The sequence below is a fragment of the Paenibacillus sp. AD87 genome (assembly GCF_001659845.1).
Classification (GTDB): Bacteria; Bacillota; Bacilli; order Paenibacillales; family Paenibacillaceae; genus Paenibacillus; species Paenibacillus marchantiae.
Genome location: NZ_LXQN01000007.1, coordinates 571,533 through 590,397 on the forward strand (window position 1 = coordinate 571,533; position 18,865 = coordinate 590,397).

18 protein-coding genes are annotated in these 18,865 nt (G+C 44.9%); 14 read left to right on the forward strand and 4 right to left on the reverse strand.

The window, feature by feature from the left end; translation table 11 throughout:
• Positions 1-151 precede the first annotated feature (151 nt).
• From gpAD87_RS02645 to gpAD87_RS02660, 4 genes are all read left to right on the forward strand, one after another.
• The gene (locus tag gpAD87_RS02645; RefSeq protein WP_064636009.1) at positions 152-385 is read left to right on the forward strand and encodes a hypothetical protein; all 234 of its coding nucleotides are present in this window, start codon (positions 152-154) and stop codon (positions 383-385) included.
• Positions 386-449: 64 nt separating this feature from the next.
• The gene (locus gpAD87_RS02650) at positions 450-1,013 is read left to right on the forward strand and encodes a DUF4367 domain-containing protein (protein WP_064636011.1); all 564 of its coding nucleotides are present in this window, start codon (positions 450-452) and stop codon (positions 1,011-1,013) included.
• 178 nt (positions 1,014-1,191) lie between these two features.
• On the forward strand, positions 1,192-1,524 hold the full coding sequence (locus gpAD87_RS02655; RefSeq protein ID WP_231952415.1) for a hypothetical protein: 333 nt from the start codon (positions 1,192-1,194) through the stop codon (positions 1,522-1,524).
• A gap of 28 nt (positions 1,525-1,552) precedes the next feature.
• On the forward strand, positions 1,553-2,065 hold the full coding sequence (locus tag gpAD87_RS02660) for a hypothetical protein (RefSeq protein ID WP_064636015.1): 513 nt from the start codon (positions 1,553-1,555) through the stop codon (positions 2,063-2,065).
• Positions 2,066-2,368: 303 nt separating this feature from the next.
• On the opposite strand, the gene gpAD87_RS02665 is transcribed toward gpAD87_RS02660, so the two are convergent.
• Positions 2,369-4,015 (reverse strand): RNA polymerase sigma factor, encoded by a 1,647-nt coding sequence (locus gpAD87_RS02665; RefSeq protein WP_064636017.1) that lies wholly within the window; start codon positions 4,013-4,015, stop codon positions 2,369-2,371.
• 962 nt (positions 4,016-4,977) lie between these two features.
• Between gpAD87_RS02665 and gpAD87_RS02675 the strand changes: the two genes are divergently transcribed.
• The 7 genes from gpAD87_RS02675 to gpAD87_RS02700 all read left to right on the forward strand — a co-directional run bounded on the left by gpAD87_RS02675 (position 4,978) and on the right by gpAD87_RS02700 (position 12,393).
• On the forward strand, positions 4,978-5,499 hold the full coding sequence (locus gpAD87_RS02675; protein ID WP_064636021.1) for a hypothetical protein: 522 nt from the start codon (positions 4,978-4,980) through the stop codon (positions 5,497-5,499).
• A gap of 141 nt (positions 5,500-5,640) precedes the next feature.
• The gene (locus tag gpAD87_RS02680; RefSeq protein WP_064636023.1) at positions 5,641-6,096 is read left to right on the forward strand and encodes a DinB family protein; all 456 of its coding nucleotides are present in this window, start codon (positions 5,641-5,643) and stop codon (positions 6,094-6,096) included.
• Positions 6,097-6,162: 66 nt separating this feature from the next.
• On the forward strand, positions 6,163-6,606 hold the full coding sequence (locus tag gpAD87_RS02685; RefSeq protein WP_064636026.1) for a GNAT family N-acetyltransferase: 444 nt from the start codon (positions 6,163-6,165) through the stop codon (positions 6,604-6,606).
• A gap of 105 nt (positions 6,607-6,711) precedes the next feature.
• Positions 6,712-7,590 (forward strand): EamA family transporter RarD, encoded by an 879-nt coding sequence (rarD, locus tag gpAD87_RS02690; protein WP_064640718.1) that lies wholly within the window; start codon positions 6,712-6,714, stop codon positions 7,588-7,590.
• 180 nt (positions 7,591-7,770) lie between these two features.
• Positions 7,771-7,830 (forward strand): hypothetical protein, encoded by a 60-nt coding sequence (locus tag gpAD87_RS32880; RefSeq protein ID WP_331710908.1) that lies wholly within the window; start codon positions 7,771-7,773, stop codon positions 7,828-7,830.
• A gap of 530 nt (positions 7,831-8,360) precedes the next feature.
• A complete protein-coding gene (locus gpAD87_RS02695; RefSeq protein ID WP_064636028.1) occupies positions 8,361-11,513 on the forward strand; it encodes a GNAT family N-acetyltransferase in 3,153 nt (1,050 codons plus the stop codon).
• Position 11,514: 1 nt separating this feature from the next.
• Positions 11,515-12,393, forward strand: a complete 879-nt coding sequence (locus tag gpAD87_RS02700; protein WP_064636030.1) for an amidohydrolase family protein — start codon at positions 11,515-11,517, stop codon at positions 12,391-12,393.
• 153 nt (positions 12,394-12,546) lie between these two features.
• Here gpAD87_RS02700 and gpAD87_RS02705 read toward each other — a convergent pair whose 3' ends face one another.
• Together gpAD87_RS02705 and gpAD87_RS02710 are read right to left on the reverse strand one after the other, a co-directional pair.
• Positions 12,547-13,503, reverse strand: a complete 957-nt coding sequence (locus gpAD87_RS02705) for a phosphotransferase family protein (RefSeq protein WP_064636032.1) — start codon at positions 13,501-13,503, stop codon at positions 12,547-12,549.
• Between the two features lie 166 nt (positions 13,504-13,669).
• Positions 13,670-14,686 (reverse strand): hypothetical protein, encoded by a 1,017-nt coding sequence (locus gpAD87_RS02710; protein WP_082934984.1) that lies wholly within the window; start codon positions 14,684-14,686, stop codon positions 13,670-13,672.
• Positions 14,687-14,946: 260 nt separating this feature from the next.
• Here gpAD87_RS02710 and gpAD87_RS02715 point away from each other — a divergent pair, with 260 nt between their 5' ends.
• Complete coding sequence (locus gpAD87_RS02715) at positions 14,947-17,004, forward strand: methyl-accepting chemotaxis protein (protein WP_082934985.1); 2,058 nt, start codon at positions 14,947-14,949, stop codon at positions 17,002-17,004.
• 173 nt (positions 17,005-17,177) lie between these two features.
• Here the strand turns inward: gpAD87_RS02715 and gpAD87_RS02720 are convergent, their stop codons facing one another.
• Entirely contained in the window at positions 17,178-17,552 is a 375-nt protein-coding gene (locus gpAD87_RS02720; RefSeq protein ID WP_231952416.1) for an iron-sulfur cluster biosynthesis family protein, read from the reverse strand.
• 85 nt (positions 17,553-17,637) lie between these two features.
• Between gpAD87_RS02720 and gpAD87_RS32765 the strand changes: the two genes are divergently transcribed.
• Positions 17,638-17,763, forward strand: a complete 126-nt coding sequence (locus gpAD87_RS32765; RefSeq protein ID WP_269453487.1) for a hypothetical protein — start codon at positions 17,638-17,640, stop codon at positions 17,761-17,763.
• A gap of 37 nt (positions 17,764-17,800) precedes the next feature.
• On the forward strand, positions 17,801-18,829 hold the full coding sequence (locus gpAD87_RS02725) for a LacI family DNA-binding transcriptional regulator (RefSeq protein ID WP_064636034.1): 1,029 nt from the start codon (positions 17,801-17,803) through the stop codon (positions 18,827-18,829).
• Positions 18,830-18,865 lie beyond the last annotated feature (36 nt).

The following is an 18,865-nucleotide window of genomic DNA, read 5'->3' on the forward strand; positions in this document are numbered from 1 at the left end:
TGATCTATGCCTTTCCTCTTATCTAAATCCACTTGACCTAATAAAAACATTACGACTGGGAGTTCGTGTTAGTTTTTGGTTTTGTATAGAAATGCTGTTAATGGACTACGCTTAAGGTTAAATGTGATCTTATGAAGGAGGTCATCGTTTCTTGAAATTTGAACTAGGACGTTGCTTACTGAATGAACGATTGATGGAATCCGGAAAGTCAGTGGAATGGCTGGCAAAAGAATTACTTTTTAAACCGGAACGAGTTTACGACTTTATTGAAAACAAAAGAGTGATGCCACTCAAAATTGCCATATCGATCGCCGATACCGTCGGTTGTGATGTTCGTACCTTGTATGAATTAATTCCGAATGATTATGAAGTAATGGGAGACTAATGAAATAAGTAGTAGGTTATGTTAAAGATAAATACGTGATTCATAAAATGTGGAGGGAATGCCCTTGCTTAAACGGATTGTTTCATTGATTTTTATCTTTACGCTTTCTGTTGGAATCACCAATGACCTACTCATCGCATCAGCTAAACCTACGCAAGCTTTTTCAAATGTAGATTTGGACAAGCTGAAAACTGTTGCGGATTTTAAATTATTAACACCGTCTTACTTGGGTGGAAACTATAAATTAGAAATTAAGGAACCATACCCGTTTGTTATTAGTCCATCCGTTTCAAAAGTTAGACTTCATTTTTTTGATGAATCAGGACAGACATATTTGTTTGGAATTGAAGAACATAAGGCGGGTGGATATAAAGTAAACCGAGTTGTCACTAACGTCGATGTTCGTTACCGAACAAGTAAAACACGAACTATAGTCGAGGATTTTAAATTTAATGAACATGGAGAGACTATTAACATAAATGGAATTGAAGGGCGATTTGAACCATCGGCTAACCACCATATACTAGGAGGATACCTACGATGGGTACAAAATGATACTTTTATTGAAATGGACAGCAAAGAATTAACTAAAGAGGAAATGATCGCGTTAGCAAAATCAATGAGATGATTCAGTAATTCAAACTAATGGAAAACGAAAGCAATTAAGGCTGCCATCTTACATGGGAGCCTATTTTATTTGATTTTAATTAGACTACGAAAGCGGAATGACTTGAATCCTTGAAATTAAGCAACAAATTCGATATAAATCCGTTGTAGTATGAGAGAGGTGATATGATGTGACAAAAATGAGTAGTTGGATCTTAATGTTGGTATTAGTGGTACCGATGATATTTGCTGGGTGTTCATCAACAGAAAAAAATGAAGAAACTGTGACTCAAAGTGTAGTAGCATCTGATTTTGTTCTCGAAGTAACAACCTCAACTAATATAGTTACTGGTGAAGCAATAAAAGTAAAAGGGACTCTTAAATATACGGGTATTCAACCCGTTGAAGTTTCCCATGGCAAACCAATCATTCGTTTTTACTTTTCGGGTAGCCATTTTGTGAATTACAGATGTAATTTTCATTTATTTGATAGCGTTATTAATAACGAGGAACGTCTTATAGTTCTAGAATAACTAATAAAAGAATACGAGGGATACAGTTGTGAAAAAAAAAGGGGCTTTTTTTGCTGTTTTAATATTATCTTTAACAACAGCGGCCGTAACTGCCTGTGATTCAATAAGTCCAACTCAAGAGAATACCTCTACTCCAAAGTTTGGTGTGTTATTAAGCAAGTCTACAAGTACAACCCTTACTAATTCTTTAAGTGAAGAAGAGAATAAACCCTCGCACTATATTGCTTCTGGGGGCGCGACGGTACAACAACCCTTTACCGTAAATTCGGAATTCGTACATATAAAACTTCTAATAAAGAACAATAGTAGACATGAAATCAATATTAGTTTAACACACATAGATACTAGTAAAGTGTATTTCGCTAGAACGATTGATGCCGGGAAATCTATGGATTGGATAAATATTAATGAAGGTTTCACACAAGGCATGCGTACTGGAGACTATTTGCTTCAATGGAGTGGTGGCGGTTATAACGTTGATGGGGAAGTATGGGGTGCAGCTAGTTCAGACCCCGACAATACTGCTCCTCTATCTTATTGAACTAACGGGCAGTATTGCGAAATAGATCTGCTGAGTAGTGGAGCATCTGGCCTCTCGCGGTTGGTTGCGGACAAGAAAGATTAGAAATCGTAAGGTAAAGGAGAAATCCGGCAGATACGATTGCGATTAAAAACTACCCATGACGCACATGCGTCATGGGTAGTTTTTAATCATTTTCATACGTTCAGGAGGGGGCTGTGGTGAATAGTGATGTCCTAATCACTTCTTTGGACAGACAGAGTTTTGTGTAAAAATGGCCACCGCCGGGGAACGGCCATTCTTCGTATACATTTCCGAACCGACTTACTTGACCGGCCCCATCCAGGTTGAAATCGTCTTCTGCTGGTGCGGCAACGGCGGTTTCAACTTCCCGTTATCGATCAAATGCTTCAAAATATAAGCGACAAGCCGGCCTCCGCCGGTGTTGCCTCTCACCATATAAGCAAGCTGCGGCTCCAAATGCTTCGGCTGATTTTGCAGGAACAGGCTGAGCATTTTATCGTAGAGCTTGCCAACAGCAGGCGCATACAGAGCGGACAAATCCGGCATTGCCTTGTTCAACCGATCCAACGTTTGCGGAGAGTCGATCCAAACCGCATTGAACTTGTACCCCTCCTCCGTTTTGCGGATGTACCCCTTCTCCAGCAGGAACGAATATTGCTCGGCGTTCTCTTCGTTGTCGGGCAGTTCCCCTTGTTGGAACGCATGACATATCTCGACATTCCGGTATTCCAGGAAACGCCAATCCATCTGGCGGTCGCTCCAGTAAGTATTGAATTGCCACAAGTATAAGGGAGTGTCTTCGACGTAGCGGAGCGACGGACCGAAGGTGACGAAACTACTCAAATCAAAACCGGGATCGGCATTGTGGCTCCGGTTTAACGCCGCATAGGCAATATACTGACCTCCGTCCTTTCGCATTGGTGCGACCGCATCGAAGTTTTCGCCCGTCGGCATGCTCCGCCAAGATTGCTCCTCGACGTTCTTGGGCAGCAAGGTCCAGAGCAGGAAGTTATAGTCGCCGTCCGGAACGTACACTCCGCTATCCTCGACTTGCCGACGAACTTCCATTAACGCGTCAAAATGAACATCGGCCACTTGGGCGGCGCAATCTTGCCAAAATTGATGACCGGCTACGGCCAACTCAAAGAGGTCCCAGACGATGGTATTGCTTTGATATTTGCCGGGAGAGGTTTGGATGAGAAAATTGTAATCGGCCAGGTGCCGGACTTCGCCTTCCAGCAAAGACGGCGGCATTCCGAGCTCCTCCGCGATTTGATGTACGGTACGCGCCTTGTGATAAGCCGCGTAAACGATATTTTGCGCCAAGGCGCGTCCAAGAAAATCGTTGGTTTCGCCCAGTCTGCCGGCCGAACCGGAATGGCCCATTTCCCCCATGCTGACCGGATTGACACTTAAAGTTCCTGTTGCACGCATACGTTTCATCCCTTTCCGTAACTTCTTTTTAGCCTCGCTCAAATGCCATTTCACCGTGTTGACAGGAATGTTCAGAGCAATCGCGATATCGCCCATTTTAAGCTCGTCGTAGTAATGCATGACCACGATCCGGCGATGGGTGTCGGACAGAAACGCGACTTCTCGGCGGAGCTCGCGGTAAGCTTCGGTTACCAGCAGCCGGTCAAGCGGATCCCGGGAAGGGGCAGCAGACAGTTCGGACATGCCGTTGATTTCGAACGCTTGGGGAGCGTGCGCACGCTTTTTCAACCAATTCACCCAAGTGTATCGGGCAACCGTCCAGACGTAAGCGTCAAGGCTTCTAATGTCCCGCACCCCAGAGAAGGATTTCAACAACTGTAGCATAATCTCCTGAGCCAGATCCTCCGCCTCGGCCCGCTGCTTGACCCGGTTTAACGCAAAACCAAAAATCGGTTTGACATAGCTCCGAATCGCTTCCGCCGCTTCTTTTCCGTTTTTACCAATTGAATCCATCTTTTGCCTCCATAGTTGCATCTGTAATTCCTGACAATTATATAGTGTGCCAGGCGAAATAAAGGTTGGGATTATTTTTTAAAATTTGGACGTCCTACCGGATCACTCATACACGTATAATTACAAACATCATGAGTAGGTCATTTAAATGGTTAAAGAGACGTTATGAACTTTTTGTTAAGTATATTGGAAAAGAATTAAACAAGTTGAAGATTACTTTAGATGTAAAGGTCTCACTTTTAGTATATAAAGATACTTTTTTTCGTTCAACTATGGGAGGATACAAAGGATTGGTCTCGATTAATTATTCAAATGCATAATAGAGGTTCACTAAACTAGCGGGAAACGATAGCTCAATAAATCCAAGAAAGCAGCTGACCAACGTGATCGGCTGCATTTTTCTACTAACGGGCAGGTTAATTCCAATATGTGATGTCACTAAGCTAGACACTAGAACGAGCTTTATGGTGAAATATAGGAGTACTAATCAAAAAGTTGAGGAGGCAACAAATACATAATGGTCAATGTCCTATTCCGAAAAATTGGTCCCTTCTTTATAAAGAAAAATCTAGTTCAGTTAGCATTTCAGTTTTTTATTTCAGCGTTAATCGGAGTTATATATACATTTATGATCATTGATGAAACAATAAGTGGCTATATTAATAAAGTATTACCCAGTAAGGATGGACCGGATCTTTATCATTATCTGCCCATTGTGATCACTGTGTTAATTTACTCGTGTTTCATTCAAAGAAAAGAAAGAATTTTCATAGAAAAAATCTCATTCAGTTGTCTTCATATTTTGATTGCAATACTAAGCTGTATTTCTTCTCTTATCGTTATAATGATGGTTCAATTCCGAATGATGTAACTAATAAATTATTCGACTAACGGGCAGGTTAGTTCACGGCACTAAGTATACTAAAGGGCAGAATACCACGAAGCTTAGGAGGAGTAGGAAGATGATTCGGGGTGTAATTATTGAAGGGATGTCTACTGTAGGTAAAACGTCATCATTTTCTGCTATAAAGAGATTACATAGTCAAACACTGAATATTGAAAAAACTATAATTGCATTAAGTGAGCACTATTCACAAGTATTGCATTCATACCAAGGTGTTTTAAAATCCATGGATAAGGATGAACATATTTCACTTCTAACCCGACATGTTGATTATCTTGAACAACAATACGATTGGATTAACTCTCTGGGTCATTCCAAACCATCCAAAGGTATATTTTTTCTTCTAGAGAGGTTTCATGTAAATCATAGAGCCGCATTTAAAGCCTCTCCTGAGATTGAGTTGCTTGAGAAACGTCTATGCAGGATGAATGCACGTTGTGTACTCTTAACCTTGACCCCGGATGCTGTTGAGTCTAGGTTTATTGAAAGTCGCGGTGAAGCTTGGAAGTCATATGTGATGGGAAAGTCTACTGCTACCCAAGTATGTGAAACTTTTTTAGATAATCAAGAAAGACTTTGAATGGCTACAAAACAATCATTGATTCCGACTTTAGAGATTAACACCGATGAAGCAGACTGGGATGCTTATGCGAAACAGGTCCTTATGGAATTACGCTAAATAGAATCAAATAATCGATGAGACGAAGAGGGGGAAATCGGAATGAAGACGATCAAGTGTATGATGGACCACCTTTACTGGGTAGACGGACGTATCTTGGAAGCGCTCGAAGAGAGTGGGACGAAGAACAAGGACCTTCTGAAACTCGTTCGGCATGTTGCGGTCGCGGAACGAGTCTGGTTGTCCCGATTGCAGGGCAAGGGCAGCGCGCAATATTCGTTGTGGGAGGAAGCGGAAGACCTGACAGTGATCCGGACGATGTTCGAAGAAAATGCAGAGCAATATCGCGTCTATATCGAAGGAATCAAGGAATCTGATTTGGACGAGATGATCGACTATGCGAATCAGAGCGGGGTTCCGTTCCGAACATCCGTCCGGGACATCCTGTTGCAGGTCCTCTTACATGGGCAATATCACCGAGGACAGATCAATCGGGTACTTCGGATCGAATCGGCAGAGCCTGTCCAAGTCGATTACATCACGTTCGCGAGGCTATAACGGGCAGGGTTGCTTCATCGATTATCGAATGCTCTAATGAACATTTCTATTAAGGGGGAAATAGGTATGGAGATTAAGATACGAGAAATTGTAGCGAATGATTATACCGAAGTTATATTTTTATGGAACGATGTACTTGAGATTCGCAATGTTAATGCTGAAAATTTTCGAATTACTACAGAAAAAATGAATGAGGACGGGAATTACAAAACATTTGTTGCATTATTTGAAAATGATGTGGTTGGTTTTGTAACTATAGTTCAGGCATTGTCCATAGGGGTTTCCATTGGTTATTTACATATACAAGCTCTTGCCGTTAAAAAAGAATTCCAGCATCGTGGGGTAGGTACACAACTATTAAGACATACTGAAAATTATGCTAAAGAACTCGGAATATCTAGTATTATTTTATGTAGCGGATTCAAGCGAACTGATGCCCATGCTTTCTATGAGCATAATGGCTATGACAAAGATTCATACTGCTTTGATAAGATTATTAACCTTGACTAATAAATAATAATTAAATCAAATTCATCAATTATTTCCTTTACTTGAGAGGGGATTGAGACGTATAATCCGTTCAGACATCAGAGCAAGAAGAGGGGAAAAATGATTATGAATAACGGGTTAGTCAACGCTATTATTGCGTATATCATGTGGGGGGTTCTCCCGCTTTATTGGAAGTTGTTTAGCGAAGTTCCGGCAGGTGAGATTTTGTCGCATCGGGTTGTCTGGTCGTTCGTTTTTATGGGTATTCTGGTCGCCGCCCAGCGGCGCTGGGGTGACATAAAGCGGATTGCAACTAACCGCTCGCTTCTTCTGTCCCTCACCGCCAGCGGAATGCTGATTGCAGTTAATTGGCTTATCTTCATCTGGGCGGTCAACAACGGCCATGTCGTCGAGACAAGCCTTGGCTATTATTTGAATCCGTTGCTGAACGTCTTGTTAGCGGTTCTCTTCCTTCGTGAGAAGCCAAACCGCGGCCAATGGCTCGCGATTGCCATCGCTGGAGCAGCGGTGCTTATCATCGCGATTGACTATGGACGGTTTCCGTGGGTCGCGATCTCGCTGGCCGCGTCATTTGGCTTGTACGGCCTGGCGAAGAAGAAGATCAAGCAAGACGCTTCTATAGGCTTATTCTCGGAGACGGCTGTAGTCCTGCCTGTCGCGCTCGGCTACTGGATCTATTTGGCCGTTGTGGGGAAAACGACGGCATGGACGCTGCCTGCACCGACGTTCATTGAATTGCTTCTTTCCGGCGTGGTCACGGCGCTACCGCTGCTCTTTTTTGCGCGAGCAGCCGCCCGGATGTCGCTGTCAACGCTCGGCTTCGTTCAATACATCGGGCCGACGATCATGCTTTTGCTGAGCATATTCGTATTCAAGGAATCGGTCTCGCCGGTTCTGCTCGTTGGCTTTGCGCTCATCTGGACAGCGCTCGTGGTATACGCTACAGCATCGATTCGCGGCACGAAACTCGCGAAGGCGAGTTGATGGCATAGTACCCTGGTAGGGATGAAGTGGAAAACCCCGGAGCATCAATCAAACGAAAGGCGTGGGATTGCCATGACTACACCCACACTTAGCAAATGGGGAAATAGCAGTGTAAATTCGCATTCCCAACCAATTGCTTAAGTTCTTAATCTGGAAGAAGGCTCGGAAATTGAGATTTTGGTGACAGAAGATAATGAATTGTTGTTGCGTCCAAAAAAACAAGCCTGTAGAGTCCAATGAGGAACTACGTAACCATCTAAAGACGTTGCTCTCTAAAGTGAAACAGGATACAAGACATGAAGAAATAGACTTTGGCACAGAAGGGAACGAGCTACTTTGATCATTCCCAGCCATACGACCGACCACTGTACTAACATGAATTTAATGAAGTAACGGGTTTTGCTGTTGTATGTCGCTTAATGAGCCAATCCCAATGAAATCAGTTCTACGCAATGTCCGTTCTATATTGGCATAATTGAAGATTATTAGCTGTTCGTATACCTAAATCCACGTCTAACTCAGAGACGTGGATTTTTTCTTTCATACCTAAATTTATTCGTCCATCACTGACGCTTAGAACAAGAGTCGAAAGGCACTTATAAGTTGAAAAGAAAGATTTTAATCCTCTGAAAAAGCTTCCATTTATAGTATGATAAGACTATCGCTAGCTTCTTCAAACATGGCCTGTATTATCTCTGCGGCTATCGGGCAAAGGCCATATCGAATGATCACGAAGACCATCCTATAGATAAAGATAAGGAGATCCAAATATGACAGTAACTTCGATCATGGAACAAATCCGCATTATCGAATACGATCCCTCCTACGCCGCTGCAATCGCTGATATGTGGAACCGCAGCAATGAAAGTTGGGGAGGTGGCACCAACCAGAGAACGGAGGATACCGTTCGCCGGGAGATGGAGACTTCGTCCAATCTTCATGTATTTCTCGCCGTTCATGAGAAAGAGGTTGTTGGCTTCTGTAGTTTTGCCCACTACCGTTATGACGAGAATGCCCTGTATGTACCGCTATTGAATGTGCGCCCCGATTATCACGGCTACAAGGTCGGACGTAATCTGATCCTGAACGCCGTTCGCAAGACTGTGGAAGCGGGATGGCCTCGCCTGGATCTGTTTACATGGGCAGGTAACACCAAGGCTGTACCGATGTATAAGAAATGCGGGTTCTTCTGGGAGAAAAAGGATGAAAATGTGCATCTGATGAACTTCATCCCGACCATCTTGCAGACGGAAGCGCTTGCTCCGTATTTTGAGGAGCTGGATTGGTACGCAGACAGCACCCGTGAACTCGTCATCGAGCCGGATGGCCGACGGGAGCGTGGTTTCGATTTCTTTGATTATTCCTGGAAAAAGGGAGATATCTCCTTGCGAGCCGAATTCGAGAAATCGGGTCGCGGGCTGACAGCTCTCGAAACACCGGAGTACGAAATTACCACAGAGATCGACGATCATGATCTCGTATTTGGTTCCACATACAAGGTTCGCTACCGAATCACAAACCGCTCAGCATCCGAGCTGAAGTTCGAGATCAAGGGTCAGGACAACAAAAATATTCGTTTTGCGCTGGACGTTGCAAGAGCAGTTGCTCCGGGAGAAACGGTAATCGTGGAGGACGAATTCCACCTTGATCCGGTTCAAGAGGAGCAAAGTCAGAATAAGACCCATCCCGTTGTCACAAGCACATGGCTGATCGGTGGCAGAAAAGCCGAGTTTCGTATGGGCGTTGCCCCGAAATTCCCGGCCAAGATCAACACGGCGTTGCCCGTGAAAGAGCTCTATACAGGCATTCCTGCTGAGCTATACCTGAACGTGGAGAATAATTTTGATTCCGAAGCAGTGTTCACTTTTGACTTGCCAGAAGAAGAATTCCTGGAGTGGGCAGAACGTTCGGTGAGCCTTACGGTCCCTGCAAAAGGCAAAGCATCTGTACCGCTAGCTTTCACCTTGCGTTCGTATGGTCTCTATTCGCGAGAAGTAGAGGTAACAGCTGTTCCGACGGATAGACAAGCGGTATCTTTTACAACCAAGCTGTCTGTTCTAATGAAGGGAACACAAGGACGTTACGGTGGGGAAAACGGGGAACAGTGGGTGGCCGTGAACGGTGCATTCTCCCTCCATATGAGCAAGCAAGAGAACAACATGTGGATTGAATATCCTGGCTCCGTCCACACGTTCTGGTGGACCTATCCGAAGCTCGGTAAGCCATTTGCAGAAGAGTTTTCCAAGAAACAAGCCAAGGAAGTCAACATCTATCCGGAGGGAGAAAACCAGGTTCTCGAAGCACTGTATGAATCGGAAGATTTCCCTGGTATAGAGATCAAGTCCGTGGTCAAACTGTCTGCCAACGGAATTGCGGAATTTTACCACGAAATTGGGAATACGCGCAGCGCAGAGCTGGAAGAGAATATGTTCCTGATGACGAACTTTGGTTTCTTCGGCAACCGGCTTATTCTCCCGTACCAAGGCCGTTATGTAGATATGGGCGATGCGTACTCTGGCGATCCGAGCCATTGGGACAGCGCCCAAATTACAGAGAACTGGCTGTTCTGCAAGGAAGAGTACGGTGCTTGCGGTATCTATTGGGACCCTTCGCTGAAGCTGCTTCGTCCGGAACACACGCTGGGGTTACAGCATGAGCTAGGCCGGATTCCAGCAGGAGCCGTTGTGCAAACAAAGGCGACCGTATTTGCTCTGAATACCTTTGCCAAATGGCAGGATTTCCGATCATTCGCTCAAAAACGGCATAGCCCGGTTGTACCGAAGCTGGACAACCATCTTGAGCTGGCATTGGGTGGTGGCAATCCGTTTGCCCAGGATGTGCTGACTGCAGAACTGATCGAACGGAAGATGGTTCCGCTCGCTGGAAACCTGGAACTGTACGTGCAGAATGGTGGCACACCAGAGCATTTAGCTGCTGATATGGAATTAAATCGAGAGCAGGATCTGCGCTCTGCTAAATTGCAGTTCTCCCCTGCGGAAAAGGATGCGACAGAAGAACGTGAATTTGGCTGGAAGGCTCGGGCCGTATATCGAGGCGAGGATCGGATTCATGAACGTACAGCCCTCTGGTATCCGCAGACAGGAACAGCCGTTGATTGCGTGATTGAGGAAGGTCCAGCAGGTCCTGTGTACACGGTGAGCAACGGAGTTCTTTCGATGGCAGCTGCCCCTGGTTTCGGAAGTGTCGTGCATTCCTTGAAGTACCAGGGTGAAGAATGGCTGGACAGCACGTATCCGAAAGCAGCCCCGCGTTCCTGGTGGAATCCATGGTACGGTGGACTGGGTGTAGGTATCCCTGGTATGAACGGTTTCAGCCGTCAGTTGGAACAAAGAAGCGCGGCTTGGACGGAGCGGAAGGATGAGTTCGGTAACGTCTGGAAAGGAATTCAGATCACAACCCGCATCGAGAAGCATGAAGAGAATCGGGGAATCACGGTACAGCAGCATTACCTCATGCTGCCCGGCGTTCCTGTTCTCTGTGAGTTGCACTCGGTTACGAACGAAAGCGGATTGGCGCTGGATTACTCGCTAGCCGAGGAACATTTCTTCAAACCCTCGCCTGTCTTTGCTGATGGTTGGTTGGAACACCCCGAGCAAGGGCGGTACCCTCTCGGAAAGGTAGACGGATATCTTCAGTCCAAGGGTTTCTTGCGAATGGGAGCAGTTTCGCGTAAAGACATGCTGCATGCAGTGAATCGTTATCCTAATCAGAATGCTGCGGGGTTTGTGAACAATGTGGTGCTTGGTCACAATGTGTATCACAATCTGCCACTGCTGAACGGGGAAACGGTCTGGACAGAGCCGACCTATCTGATCTTGGGGCAAACTCCTCTGAATCCAGAGGATGTACGTGGCCTTCTGCAGCTAGACTTTGCAACTTCAAAAGGTGAAAAGGAGGCTTAACATGCCGATTATTGACATTCACATTCATCTGTCGGACATCGACAGCTTTCATCGAACGGCAATAGATTTATCGAAAGTGGATTACTCTGCCGCTGGCCTCAAGGCGGAGTTTGATAAGAACGACGTTATTCTTGGCATCGGAATGGGGGTTACGGAGCAGACGAAGGGAGCATTCCCGGATTCCAGCTCTCCCAACCCGATGGGACTTGATTTGGAAGAAACGGTTCCATCATTCCTCATGGAATGCGTCGGCATTAATCCAAACCACCTAGGTGGTGAAAACGCTCAGGACGAGCTGGACCGAATTGAAGCACGATTGCAAGCTCCGGAGGTAGCCGGAATCAAACTATATGCGGGGTACTATCATCACTACGTGTATGACAAAATCTACACACCGGTCTATGAACTGGCAGCCAAGTATAATGTGCCGGTGGTCATTCATACGGGGGATACGTACTCGATGAATGGATTGCTCAAGTATGCACATCCGCTGACCGTAGACGAATTAGCCTTTCAACAGCGCGGTGTGAATTTTATGATCTGTCATTTGGGTGATCCTTGGGTGATGGATGCCGCTGAAGTCGTTGCGAAGAATCCGAACGTTTACGCAGATTTGTCAGGCCTTGTTGTCGGTGATCGGCCCCATTTTGAAAGGTTTATGAACGAGCCCTTGTTCATGGATCATTTCCGCCGAGCGCTGGTATATTCGGATCATTACGAGAAAATGCTGTTCGGAACCGACTGGCCGCTCGCGCCGATTGATCTGTATGCAGAATTCGTCCGTCGACTTGTGCCGGAGCAGCATCATGAGAAGGTATTCTACGAGAATGCTTTTGGTTTATTTCCACGCATTAAACAGAGAATTGCAGATCTGGGTTAAGCACCAGTTCATAATTATCTGAGAAAAATGTATGCCATGTTGTTCATGCTGAATCCCTATCATGTAAGCTCCTGCCACTTCCGGTGGTAGGAGCTTTTTTGGTCCGGTAAAACAGTTAATTCATCTTACGCCTAACCTGGAATAAGGAGGGGATCAGGAGAACAAAGGTTGAGTTACCATCTTCATATACTTTTTTAAGTCGTCTTTTGCATATGAGTGTTGTTCCCATACCCCAAGGTTCCAACTCATATAGCGGATGCCAAGGTATCGGGATGCCAGGGAGAAATACTTTTCGAATTGATCTTGTGGAATATCGTATCCGTGGGAACTTAGGGCCTCCCGATAGATGTCTACTTGTCTCATATGGCTACAGCGTAGAGGAATATCGAAGAACAAGGAGCCATACCTTGCTTCCTCCCAATCAATAAAATATACATCTTCATTGTTATGTACCAGTACGTTTCCGGGATTCAGATCATTATGGATCATCGTATGCATATGTTCATCTCTGATCAGAACTTCAAGATCATCTACGATGGTACTGGCTACAGCTTCAATTTCCGATATGATTGGTAATCCAAATTCCGCAATGAATGCTGGGTTTTCTATGGCGGCGTTCCACGAAGGTCTCCAACGATTTTCCATCATGCCGATGATATGATTCCGATCCACAGTGGGTATCCAGGGCATTTCTTTTTTTAACCCCATATTCGTTCCATGTATGTAAGCCAGAGCTCGTAATTCTTTATTCTGAAGCAGATCCATATCCAGATGGCTATAATCAGTTTGGTAGTCCACATCCTGAATACAGATCAAGCTGCGATCTTCAGTATGAGGTTCACTTGTTAGACTAAATGGCACATTAGCGCCTTGTGAAAATAATCTGGTCAATGCAGAGCGTTCAATGAACGTGGCCTTCTTAGTAATGAGAGAAATGTCCTTTTGCACTCCATTGACTAGGAATTCAATATGATGCCGAAGCAACTCTACGGCCTGGAGTCCCACTTGGATAGGGTTACTTTCCATGCTTAGGATGTAAGCATCTGAGGATACATACTGATTAATGGTTTGTTCTATTAATGTTTGTACTGTGATTGATTCCTTACTCATCTGATTGCTCCTTCCTGCCTATTAGTTAAGTAGCTTATCAAGCTTCGCTGTAATTACAAGTGGAACAAGCACCTTATTGGTGAGCCCACTCTACAAGAGCGTGCCTGAGTTTCTCAGGAACGTCCCTATTTTGCTATTGTTTTGTAAGAATTTAATTACGAAATGATTATGGATTTGATAGAAGTATAAAATTATTAATGAATCCCTCTTTTTGAAGAAATACCTTTTCGAATTCTTGCGTTTTCAAATCATAGTAATAGATTCCCCGTTCATGTTTGATGTTTGCATCTACATATTCCCCAAGGAAATAAAAACCTCGTCCATCTTTGGATAAGCGCAATTCGCTGCTGGCCTTGATAGGAATGGACATTTTCGTTCTTTCGCCTGTTCTGATATCCACCATGCTGTATTCAATGGGATATTTATTGATGTGTTTTGCTGTGGCAATCATGATCTGATCTGCACGTGCGGACAGAGTTAAGATTTGTTCCTCATGCAGCTCAATGACCTTACGGGTCTGCATGGAAATAGGGTCTATTTCAATGATGGTATGGTTTGGAGGAACCATCGGTGTTTGCGCCTTATTGGACTGCTCCATATGACTATATTGCTCTTCTTCGGAATATTGGATGGCATAGGTTTTACTCGTTTCCGGGTTAAACGAAATATCCCATGTAGTTGTATCCAAATCATCGTCATTCAAGATGTTCATCTCTTGCGTTTTCTGATCAAAGAAAATGACTTTGACAGGACGCTCTCCCTTTTTAACAGCAGCCATAACCAATATATGATCAACGGTGTCCGGAATAATTGAATTAATTGCAAATAAGCCTGAGCTTAATTGTTGAGTCGTTTGTGCCTGAATACCATAGGAATACAACTCGTCACCCTTATCGTTTCCAACTCCTGAATAATAGATGGTGTCATTTGCTAAGGAAGCTACAGTTAAGGGATATTGTGAGCTATAAGGTAAATCAGCTAGTTCAGTTAGAGCCTTCGTTTGAAGGTCGTATGTGTATACTCTCATGATCATACCATCATCGGTATCTGTTCCATTAACATATTCCGTGTTTGTAATTGAAAGATATTCAGGGGCATCTTTTCCTGAGCTACACCCTGCAATGAAGAGAAGTAAAGTTATTACGACTACAATAATTTGATTGGGTAAAATCGTTCTTTTCATTATCTTTGCACCCTTTTCACTAAAAGAAACGATAGATGAATTCAAAGAAAATTATACCCTTATTTTACAAATGGAGTAAATGATAAAAATATAATACTAGTTACATATAGTTCTGTTTTTATATAGATGAATATGAGTTTTAAAAAAACATTTTCAGTGCAAACGTTTTTCCTGCTGAACAATTGATTGATATCTACCGATATAAAGTTAACCCATACAATATTGGACACAATCAAGGATGAAATGGAAGGTGGATTCATTTGGTATTCGCGAAGGCGAGAGAACGCGTAATCAACATGTCGTTCAGAGTCAAATTGCCGCTAATGATCGGTTTACTGGTAACCCTCGTATTGGCGGTAACTGCGGTTTTATCTTACACTGTAGCAGCAGTGATTACCCTCGACAAAAGCAAGGATGAGATTAAAGCAACCTCTGACCGGATCGGTGCGGGCTTGTTCACTTCACTAACGTTGGAAGAACAGTCCACGTTCCTGATTACAACACATGGCACATTTCAGGAATTGCTGGAGATTCGAAATAGCGAAGGACAGAATGATGATGTCTTTTTCTCGGAAAATAGTGAACTCGTGGATAAGTCCAATGGTATATTGGCAGACAGCCTCGCGGGGATGGAAGGCAACAGCAATATCATATTGCTGGACCGGAAAGGCATCGTTGTTGCAGCGAACGATCCTGAAGCCCTCGGGGGAGAACGTGCAGATCGTGCGTATTTTCAACAGGCGGTTCAAGGCCAGAATGTAATTAGTGAAGGGGTTATCTCCAAGTCACTGGGTACGCTGGGTACTGCTTTTGCAATGCCGATCTACGATGAAAACAAGCAAGTGGAGGGCGTACTTGTATCTACCGCATCAACCTCGTTCTTCGTTGACCAGCTTCAGAACATCAACATTAATGAAGAGGGAAAAGTCATTATTCTGGACCGCGTGGGCACGGTAATGTTCAATTCGGCGGATGAGAAGATGGCGGGGCAGAAGCTTGAGTCTGGTGAATATCAGTCACTGATTGATCTGCCTTCTAACGAGCAGTTGCAACAAGGCGATGTTAGCACAAAGGACAAAGTAATCTTTTATTCCAAAATTCCAAGATCGGATTGGACCATCATTGTTGAAGATAAACTAAGTGATGTGCAGAAGCCATTAGGGAAAATGGCGAAACAGATGTATATCGTCCTGTTCAGCGCGATTGCGGTGTCTGTCATCGCAGGAATACTGATCTCCCTGCTGGTTACCAAACCCATTACAAGACTAACAGCATTGTTCAGACAACTTGCAGACGGGGATCTGACGGTGCAGGCTAAAGGCAAATATAGCGGAGAATTCAAACAACTGGTGGATAGCTTTAACACGATGGCGGCGGGCAACCAACAGCTGATTTCCAGCATGAATCATTCCATCAGCGTACTGAAAACAAGTACAACCGAACTGGATCTCTCCACCCAGCAGACCTCGACCTCCATTGCCGAAACCACGACCACGGCGTTTGAAATTTCACGAGCGATGGAATCTCAGGCCAATGATACGGAAGCGATCGTGGATAAATTCATGAACGTGGGCAATAAAATTGAGAACGTCAATGAGATGTCACAGTCGGTGAAACTCAAGGCAGATGAGATCACGGATGCATTCAAGAGCAACCATGAGGTCATTGATGCGTTGATTGCGGTGAACGAACAGAACGAGGCCGAAGTGAACAATATTTCCAAGATTACAGTGCAGCTCGCTGAAAGTTCCTCCGGCATTCACCAAATTACAGGTACGATAACCGAGATTGCGAATCAGACGAAGCTGCTTGCACTCAATGCCTCCATTGAAGCCGCTAGGGCAGGCGAGCATGGGCGTGGCTTCGCCGTCGTTGCATCGGAGATCCGCAAATTGGCGGAGCAGACCACAGCCCAATCGGAGGATATCAGCCGGATTGTGATGCAGACGATTGATCATGTCGAGCAGAATAACCGGAGCGTACAAGCCATCGAGGCGATTGCTGAACAGCATAAGAGCAGTGTAGGTCAGACCAAGGAAACGTTCAATTTTGTCACCCAAAATATGAATGAAATGATGGACCAGGTTCAGGCGATTGCCTCCGAGATTGAATCCATTGAACGCGATAAGGATGACGTCATTGGAGCTGCACAGAACTTGTCTGCTTCAGGTGAAGAAGTGTCTGCATCCGTGGAGGAAGTAACCGCGACGATGGAGGAACAGTCAGGCATGACCGAGCATCTGTCAGAGATGGTACAGACCATCGATGGATTGACCAAACAGCTTGCCGAAGCATCATCCCGGTTCAAAACAAAGTAAATAAGCGCATGATGTCATTTGACAAGATCAGGTATGCTGCGATTGGTCCAAGAGATAACTTTCCAGTCACACAACTGATGCAGGCCATACAAAAACAAACAAAGAAGAAACCTCCCAGCTCGTTAATTTTCAAGGGTTGGGAGGTTTTTTCGTAGGTCCATATTTTCCAACTTTTATCGTACGAACCAACTGAGCGGCTGCTGCGAAGTGTCTGCGGTATCCCGAAGATCATGGGCTTTGACATGATTACCGTAGATCATGGAATCACTGCTCAATCGGTAGGAAGGGAAACTGTTCTCTGATTGCAGGCGAAGGCAAGGTTCGAAATAGATCTGTTGCTGTTTGTTGATAAGGAAAGGAAGCGAATCGGATTCAATCCGAATGTCATCACTGTCTGGCTCGTTAACGATCAGAAGCACAGCAGTACCATCACATCCGCATCCATCGGTGTCATAAAACAGCTTGAAATAGCCCGGCCGATCTCCCAGCATCGCGTTAAGTCTTGATTCTGCCAGCGGACTGACCTGAATGATCATAACGTCGTTCACACTCCTCTAATCACCTTATGAATTCGCTTACAATCTAATATATGGAACAATGGTGCGAAATAGAAGGGAAAGCAGGCTGAATCCGATGAAAATTACAACTTTGGTGGTTCATCCAAACGAATGGTTCAATTACTTGAATATCATCGGTGGAAATGCTGTGATGGAGCCTCGGAATGAAACCCATTTCATCCCGATTCCTTATCTGGTATGATAAGCAGGAATATTAGAGAAAAAGGATGGTTCCACATATGACACCGATTACCATATATGACATCGCCAAAGAAGCGAACGTATCCGTATCCACGGTCTCCCGTGTGCTGAATGATACGGCACCTGTGCGTGCAAGCACAAGGGAGAAGATCATGTCCATCATTGAAAAACACCAGTTCCAACCCAACGCGCAGGCGCGCAGTCTGATCAAGAAAGAGACGGGAACCATTGCGATCATCCTGCCGGACATTACGAATCCGTTCTTCCCGGAAGTGTTCTGGGGGGCTGAGAACGAGGCACGTGGATTGGGATATACATTCTTCCTGTGCAATACGGCGGGGGATTACAGCCGGGAGTCCGAGTATCTGTCTATTTTGCGCGAGAAGCGGGTAGATGGCATTATTTTTCTCGGTGGACGAATCAACATGCAGGTCTGTCCGGATGAGATGGCTCAGGAATTGATTGATATGGGCAAACGTATGCCGATCGTGCTGGTCAATGGCAATATTGCCAAAGGCGGATTCCATCGGGTGTACACGGATGAAGGAGCAGGAGCTGTTTTGGCTGCAGAACATTTGCTCGAACTGGGACATCGGGATATTGCTTTTGTGGGCGGTTTGAAGGAGTTGTCCACCACGATGGTTAAGGTCAAGGCCATTCAGAAAAAACTGCGTGAGCATGGACTCGAAATACCGAAAGATCGTCAACTGCTTGGAAGCTTCTCCATTGAAGATGGCAAACGGGAGATGTCTAAGCTGCTGGACCGTGGAAACCCTCCAACAGCGGTGATCTGTGTGAACGACTACACGGCGATTGGTGCGATTAAGGCGACCATTGAGCATGGCTTATCGATTCCGAAGGATATTTCCATTGTCGGTTTTGATGATACGCCGCTCGCAAGTGCGGTTATACCGGAACTGACGACTGTTTCTCAGAATACGTATCAGCTGGGCAAGCTGGCCGTGGACAAGCTGCATGAACTGATTAATCAGGGTAATCCGAAGAAACAGACCATTCTGCAACCAGAGCTTGTTGTCCGCCAAAGTACTGGACCCGCACCACGATAAATGGGGAATGTTTGGAAAAGAAAGCGTTGACATTTC